Annotated in this window: 6 protein-coding genes and 3 pseudogenes; 8 read left to right on the plus strand and 1 reads right to left on the minus strand. The window is 71.0% G+C overall.

The features are described from left to right. Positions 1-282: pseudogene (locus AC30N0_RS17440) on the plus strand (hypothetical protein); the annotation flags it as partial. A 22-nt stretch (positions 283-304) separates the two neighbouring features. Here the strand turns inward: AC30N0_RS17440 and galE are convergent. After that, the gene (galE, locus tag AC30N0_RS17445; protein WP_489519161.1) at positions 305-1,321 is read right to left on the minus strand and encodes a UDP-glucose 4-epimerase GalE; all 1,017 of its coding nucleotides are present in this window, start codon (positions 1,319-1,321) and stop codon (positions 305-307) included. 178 nt (positions 1,322-1,499) lie between these two features. Here galE and AC30N0_RS17450 point away from each other — a divergent pair. From AC30N0_RS17450 to AC30N0_RS17480, 7 genes and pseudogenes are all read left to right on the plus strand, one after another. After that, positions 1,500-2,276, plus strand: a pseudogene (locus AC30N0_RS17450) (DUF4394 domain-containing protein); the annotation flags it as partial. A 63-nt stretch (positions 2,277-2,339) separates the two neighbouring features. Next, a pseudogene (locus AC30N0_RS17455) lies at positions 2,340-2,435 on the plus strand (PEP-CTERM sorting domain-containing protein); the annotation flags it as partial. 46 nt (positions 2,436-2,481) lie between these two features. After that, positions 2,482-3,027, plus strand: a complete 546-nt coding sequence (locus tag AC30N0_RS17460) for a hypothetical protein (RefSeq protein WP_489519162.1) — start codon at positions 2,482-2,484, stop codon at positions 3,025-3,027. Then, complete coding sequence (gene ubiB, locus AC30N0_RS17465) at positions 3,024-4,571, plus strand: ubiquinone biosynthesis regulatory protein kinase UbiB (protein WP_489519163.1); 1,548 nt, start codon at positions 3,024-3,026, stop codon at positions 4,569-4,571. Before AC30N0_RS17460 ends, ubiB begins: the two co-directional genes overlap by 4 nt. Before the next feature lie 62 nt (positions 4,572-4,633). Next, entirely contained in the window at positions 4,634-5,032 is a 399-nt protein-coding gene (locus AC30N0_RS17470) for an FmdB family zinc ribbon protein (RefSeq protein WP_489519164.1), read from the plus strand. A 29-nt stretch (positions 5,033-5,061) separates the two neighbouring features. Then, positions 5,062-5,718, plus strand: a complete 657-nt coding sequence (locus tag AC30N0_RS17475) for a DUF502 domain-containing protein (protein ID WP_489519165.1) — start codon at positions 5,062-5,064, stop codon at positions 5,716-5,718. A 97-nt stretch (positions 5,719-5,815) separates the two neighbouring features. Continuing rightward, positions 5,816-6,033, plus strand: a 218-nt coding sequence (locus AC30N0_RS17480) for an OB-fold nucleic acid binding domain-containing protein (protein WP_489519166.1), incomplete at its 3' end; no start/stop codon positions are given.

Consider the following 6,033-nt stretch of genomic DNA (forward strand, 5'->3'; position numbering starts at 1 on the left):
GCGCTGACCCGCCTGACCACACCCGAGATGCTCGAGGAACTGCTCGACGTCCTGGAGGCGCGCGGCGGCCTGCCCAACCGCACCGACGTGCTCACGCTGCATGCGGAACTGCTCGGGCTCGAGGAGCTCGGCGCCGCCTACCTGGCGAGCGTCGAGTTCTCGGGCCTGATCCGCGAGTCGGCCGATACCGGCGCCGTACCGTTCCGCGAGCTGTGGATGCTCTCCGGCGCCAAGGAAGGCGCGCCGTCCTGGCGCCTCGCCCGTCAGCAGGCCCTGCTCTGAGGCGCGGCGCGGCGCCGAGCCGTTACGAGGCGGTGCCGAAGCCGTTGGGATTGGCGGTCTGCCAGCGCCACGTGTCGGCGCACATCGCATCGAGATCGCGGGTGGCGCGCCAGCCGAGCAGCCGCTCGGCCAGCGACGGGTCGGCGTAGCACGAGGCGACGTCGCCCGGCCGCCGCGGCACGATGTCGTACGGGACCGGTCGGCCGCTGGCGCGCTCGAACGCGCGCACCAGCTCGAGGACGCTGCTGCCGCGCCCGGTGCCGAGGTTGACGGTGATGGCGCGGTCGCCGGCGAGCAGCCTGCGCAGCGCCGCGACGTGGCCCTCTGCCAGGTCGAGGACATGCAGGTAGTCGCGCACGCCGGTGCCGTCGGGCGTGTCGTAATCGCCGCCGAAGACCTGCAGCCGGGGCCGCTTGCCAACCGCCACCTGGGCGACGTAAGGCATCAGGTTGTTCGGCGTGCCGCGCGGGTCCTCGCCGAGGGCGCCGCTCGGGTGCGCACCGACCGGGTTGAAGTAGCGCAGCAGGGCGACGCGCCAGGCGGGATCGGACGCCTGCATGTCGCGCAGGATGCCTTCGCTGACGAGCTTGGTCGCACCGTAGGGGCTGGTCGCGGTCAGCGGCGCGTCCTCGCGGATCGGCAGCTGCTCGGGCTGGCCGTAGACCGTCGCGCTCGAGCTGAAGACGATGGTCCTGCAGCCGTGCCGCTGCATCGCCTCGGCCAGCGCGACCAGCCCGCCGACGTTGACGGCGTAGTAGCGGAGCGGTTCGGCGACGCTTTCGCCGACCGCCTTCAGGGCCGCGAAGTGCACCACCGCCTCGATCTCGCCGCTGGCGAAGAGGGCGTCGAGCGCAGCCTTGTCGCGCACGTCGGCGCGCGTGAAGTTGGAGATGTCAGCGCCGAGCGCGGCGAGCCGGCGCAGGACCTCGGGCGAGCTGTTCGAGAAGTCGTCGAGGCCGGCGACCCGGAAGCCTGCCTCGTGCAGGGCCAGCCAGGTGTGCGAGGCGATGTAGCCGGTGGCGCCGGTGAGAAGGATCATGTCGGGACACGTCGGCAGGGGAGCCGGATTATCGAGGGTCGACCGGCCCCCTCCGTTCGCGGGGTCGGCTGTCGGGGGAGAGCGTCGCGCGTGCATCCAGGAGCCCGTGCGACTCGTACGCACGAGGTCCGGGGCATGGTCCCGGGCACTCCCCCAACCCGAAGGAAGTTCGATGGCAATGCGTTTCACACCCTCCGGCCTCGCTGCCGGGCTGGTCCTCGCCCTGGCAGCGGCCGCACCGGCCCGGGCCGAGTCGCTGATCGGCCTCACCACCACCAACAAGCTCGTCCGCATCGACAGCGCGAACCCCCTCTTCGGCAGCCCCGAGGTCGCGGTCACGGGGCTGCTCGGCGACGAGCGCCTGCTCGGCATCGACCTGCGGCCCAGCACCGGCCTGCTGTACGGCGTGTCGAGCGCCCACAGGCTCTACACCCTGAACCCGACGACCGGCGCCGCCAGCTTCGTCGCTTCGCTGTCCACCGGCCTGGCCGGCGCGTCCTTCGGCTTCGACTTCAATCCGGTCCCCGACAACAACAGCAGCGGGCCGAACTCGCTGCGCATCGTCTCCGACAGCGGGCAGAACCTGCGCGTCCAGGTCAACCCGGCCGGCACTTCGCCACCCGGCAACGTGATCGTCGACACCCCGCTCAACGGCGCGACGATGCGCCTGGACGGCGTGGCCTACAGCAACAACGACCGCGATCCTGCGACAGGGACCGTGCTCTACGGCATCGACGCCGAGTCGAACGCCCTCTATTCGTTCAGCAATCCCAATGCCGGCGGGACGGTGACCGTCGGCAGCCTCGGCGGGCCCGACTTCGACGTCACGGCCGTCCTCGGTTTCGACATCGGGGCCCCGGGCACCGCGTTCGCTGCGCTCGTCCTGGAGCGAAGCGGCGACGCGAAGACAGGCATCTACTCGATCAACCTGGGTACCGGCGCAGCGACCTTGCTCGGCACCTATGGCATCGGCGGCCTGAGCTCGAGCGCCGCGCAGCTGCAGGGCCTGACGGTCGCCGCGCCGATCCCCGAACCCGAGACCTACGCGTTGATGCTGGCCGGGCTCGGGGCGGTCGGCTTCGTCGCCAGGCGCAGGAAACTGCGCCGGGCGTGACCTTCGGCGACCGCGGCCATCGCGCCGCGGTGCCTACAATCCGCGCATGCTCGAGGCGGTCAAAGCGCTGGCGGAGCGCTCGGTCCTGGAGCGGCTCGTGTTGCTCGTCAACCACCTGCTCGGTGCCGAGCCGGTCGCCGTCGACCGGCTGCGTCCGCACGCGGCGCGGACGATGCATCTGGAGCTCGCAGGCTGGCCGTCGCTGCTGCCCGCGATCGGTCCGTTCGCCTTCCGCATCACGCCGGCCGGGCTCGTCGAGTGGATCGAGGAGCCGAGCGACTTGCCGCCCGACCTGCGCGTCGCCATCGACGCCGCCAACCCGGCCGCACTGCTCGGCCGCCTGGTCACCGGCGAGCGACCGGTGATCACCGTCTCCGGCGACGCCGCCTTCGCCAGCGATCTCGACTGGCTGATGGACAACCTGCGCTGGGACGCGCAGGACGACCTGGCACGTATCGTCGGCGACGCGCCGGCGCGCGAGCTCGCCCGGCTCGGCGGCTTCGTCGCCAGTGCGCTGCGCGACGCCGCCCGGGCGGTGCGCGACCTCGGTGCGCGCAAGCCGCCCGCCGACGCGGAGCCGACCGGCCGATGAGGCACATCGCCCGGCTCGTCGTCATCTGGGTCACGGTCTTTCGCTTCGGTCTCGACGAACTCGCGCTGTCGGGGTTCCGGCAGCGCTGGGTCCGCTTCCTCGTCCGCGTCATCACCGTCGGGCGCCGGCTCGAGGCGCCGCGCGGCGTCCGCCTTCGCCTCGGCCTGGAGCGGCTCGGGCCGATCTTCGTCAAGTTCGGCCAGGTGCTGTCGACGCGGCGCGACCTGCTGCCGGCCGACATCGCCGAGGAGCTCGCCAAGCTGCAGGACCGTGTCCCGCCGTTTCCCGACGCCGTCTCGCGGGCGATGGTCGAGCGGGCCTTCGGGCGGCCGCTCGAGGCCGTCTTCGCCAGCTTCGAGGCCACGCCGGTGGCCAGCGCGTCGATCGCCCAGGTCCACTTCGCCGTGCTCAAGGACGGCCGCGAGGTGGCGGTGAAGGTGCTGCGCCCCGGCATGCTCGCCGCCATCGACGACGACGTCGCCCTGAAGCGGCATCTCGCGCGCTGGGTCGAGCGCTGGTCGCCCGACGGCAAGCGCCTGAAGCCGCGCCAGGTCGTGGCCGAGTTCGACAACTACCTGCACGACGAGCTCGACCTCGTCCGCGAAGCGGCCAACGCGGCGCAGCTGCGCCGCAACATGCAGGGCCTCGGCCTGGTGATGGTGCCGGAGATGGTGTGGGAGCTGTGCACGCAGAGCGTCATCGTCATGGAGCGCATGAACGGCGTGCCGATCAGCCACGTGCAGCGGCTGCGCGACGCCGGCGTCGACATCCCGAAGCTGGCCCGCGACGGCGTGACGATCTTCTTCACGCAGGTGTTCCGCGACGGCTTCTTCCATGCCGACATGCACCCGGGGAACATACAGGTCTCGATCGCCCCGGAAACCTTCGGGCGCTACATCTCGCTCGACTTCGGCATCGTCGGCACGCTGACCGAGTTCGACAAGGACTACCTGGCGCAGAACTTCATCGCCTTCTTCCACCGCGACTACAAGCGGGTCGCCGAGCTGCACGTGGAGAGCGGCTGGGTCCCGCCGGCGACGCGGATCGACGAGCTCGAGGGGGCGATCCGCGCCGTCTGCGAACCGCAGTTCGACCGGCCGCTGAAGGACATCTCGCTCGGCCAGGTCCTGCTCCGCCTGTTCCAGACCTCGCGCCGCTTCAACGTCGAGATCCAGCCGCAGCTGGTGCTTCTGCAAAAGACGCTGCTCAACATCGAGGGGCTCGGCCGCGACCTCGATCCGAATCTCGACCTGTGGAGCACGGCCAAGCCTTTCCTCGAGCGCTGGATGGAGGAGCAGGTCGGCTGGGCCGGCCTGGTGGAGCAGCTGAAGAAGGAAGCGCCCCGCTACGTCCACCTGCTGCCGCAGCTGCCGCGGCTGGTCCACGCCGCGCTGCAACCGAGGCCGCAGCCGCACGTGCGCGCCCTGGAAGCGCTGGCGGCCGAGCAGCGGCGGACGAACCGGCTGCTGTCGGCGGTTGTCTTCACCGCCCTCGGCTTCTTCCTGGCCGTGGCAGCGATGCAGCTCGTGTCCCGCCTGCACTGATCCCCCGCGAGGCTACCGGCGATTTATACTGTCGGGTTGTTCCAAATTCTCGAGGCGCGGCGATGCCGATCTACGCATACCGCTGCACCACCTGCGGCCACGCGCAGGACGTGCTGCAGAAGATTTCCGACCCCCTGCTGAGCGTCTGCCCCGCCTGCGGGGCGTCGACCTACGCCAAGCAGGTCACCGCCGCCGGCTTCCAGCTCAAGGGTTCGGGCTGGTACGTCACCGACTTCCGCGGCGACAACAAGACGAAGAAGGCGGCCGAAGGCGAGGGCGACAAGCCCGGCGCCGGCGACAAGCCGGCCGACAACAAGAGCGATGGCGATGCATCGCCGGCGAAAGCCGACGGCAGCGGCACGGCGGGCAAGGCAACCGACGGCCCAGCGCCGGCGAGCGCGCCCGCGCCCGCTCCCGCGCCGGCGTCGCCGGCACCGCCCGCCGGCAAGACCGGCACCTGAGGCCGGCGTCGGGCGAGCGAGAACGTGGCGTGAAGAAGTACCTGATCGCGGGCCTCCTGGTCTGGCTGCCACTGGCGGTCACGATCTGGGTCCTGCAGGCCGTGCTCGGGCTGCTCGACGGCATGTTCGCGTGGCTCCTCAGCGGCACGCAGATCGTCCTGCCGGCCACCGCGCACGCGTCGGTCGAAAAGCTCCGCCACGTACCGGGCCTCGGCGTGGTCGTGGTCCTGCTCGGCCTGCTCCTGACGGGCATCTTCGCCACCAACATCGTCGGCCAGTGGTCGCTGCGGCAGGGCCACCGCATCCTCAGCAAGATCCCGATCGTCAAGTCGATCTACAACTCGGTGCGGCAGGTTTCGGACACCCTGTTCTCGAGCAGCGGCAACGCCTTCCGCGAGGCGGTGCTGGTGCAGTACCCCCGCGCCGGCTCCTGGACCATCGCCTTCGTCACCGGCAGGCCGGGCGGCGAGGCGGCGCTGCACCTGACGGGCGACTACCTCAGCATCTACGTGCCGACGACGCCGAACCCGACCTCGGGCTTTTTCCTGATGCTGCCGCGGGCCGACGTGATTCCGCTGGCGATGACGGTCGACGACGCGCTCAAGTACGTGATCTCGATGGGCGTCGTCGCGCCCGGCGTGCGCAAGGGGCGGGCCGCCGCGGTCTTGCGAAACCCGACCGGCTGAGCGGCACGCCCGTTCGGCCTGCACTCCCCGCGCGCCGCCTCGGCGCTGGGCCCGCTTCGAGCGCCGGCCCCCACCCCACGAATCCTGGAGCGAAGTGATGAGAACGACGTATTGCGGCCTGACGAGCGAAACGCTGCTCGGCCAGACGGTCACGCTGATGGGCTGGGCGCATCGAAGGCGCGACCACGGCGGGGTGATCTTCATCGACCTGCGCGACCGCGACGGCCTCGTCCAGGTGGTCTGCGATCCGGATCGCGCGGCGACCTTCGCCACGGCCAATCGCGTGCGCAACGAGTTCGTCCTGCGCGTGCAGGG

Origin of the sequence: Rhizobacter sp., assembly GCF_031412495.1 — a bacterium.
Classification (GTDB): Bacteria; Pseudomonadota; Gammaproteobacteria; order Burkholderiales; family Burkholderiaceae_C; genus Schlegelella_A.

Coding starts and splice junctions, on each gene's coding strand:
- galE (WP_489519161.1), bottom strand. CDS start 1,321: ATGATCCTTCTCACCGGCGCCACCGGCTACATCGCCTCGCACACCTGG.
- ubiB (WP_489519163.1), top strand. CDS start 3,024: ATGAGGCACATCGCCCGGCTCGTCGTCATCTGGGTCACGGTCTTTCGC.
- AC30N0_RS17470 (WP_489519164.1), top strand. CDS start 4,634: ATGCCGATCTACGCATACCGCTGCACCACCTGCGGCCACGCGCAGGAC.
- AC30N0_RS17460 (WP_489519162.1), top strand. CDS start 2,482: ATGCTCGAGGCGGTCAAAGCGCTGGCGGAGCGCTCGGTCCTGGAGCGG.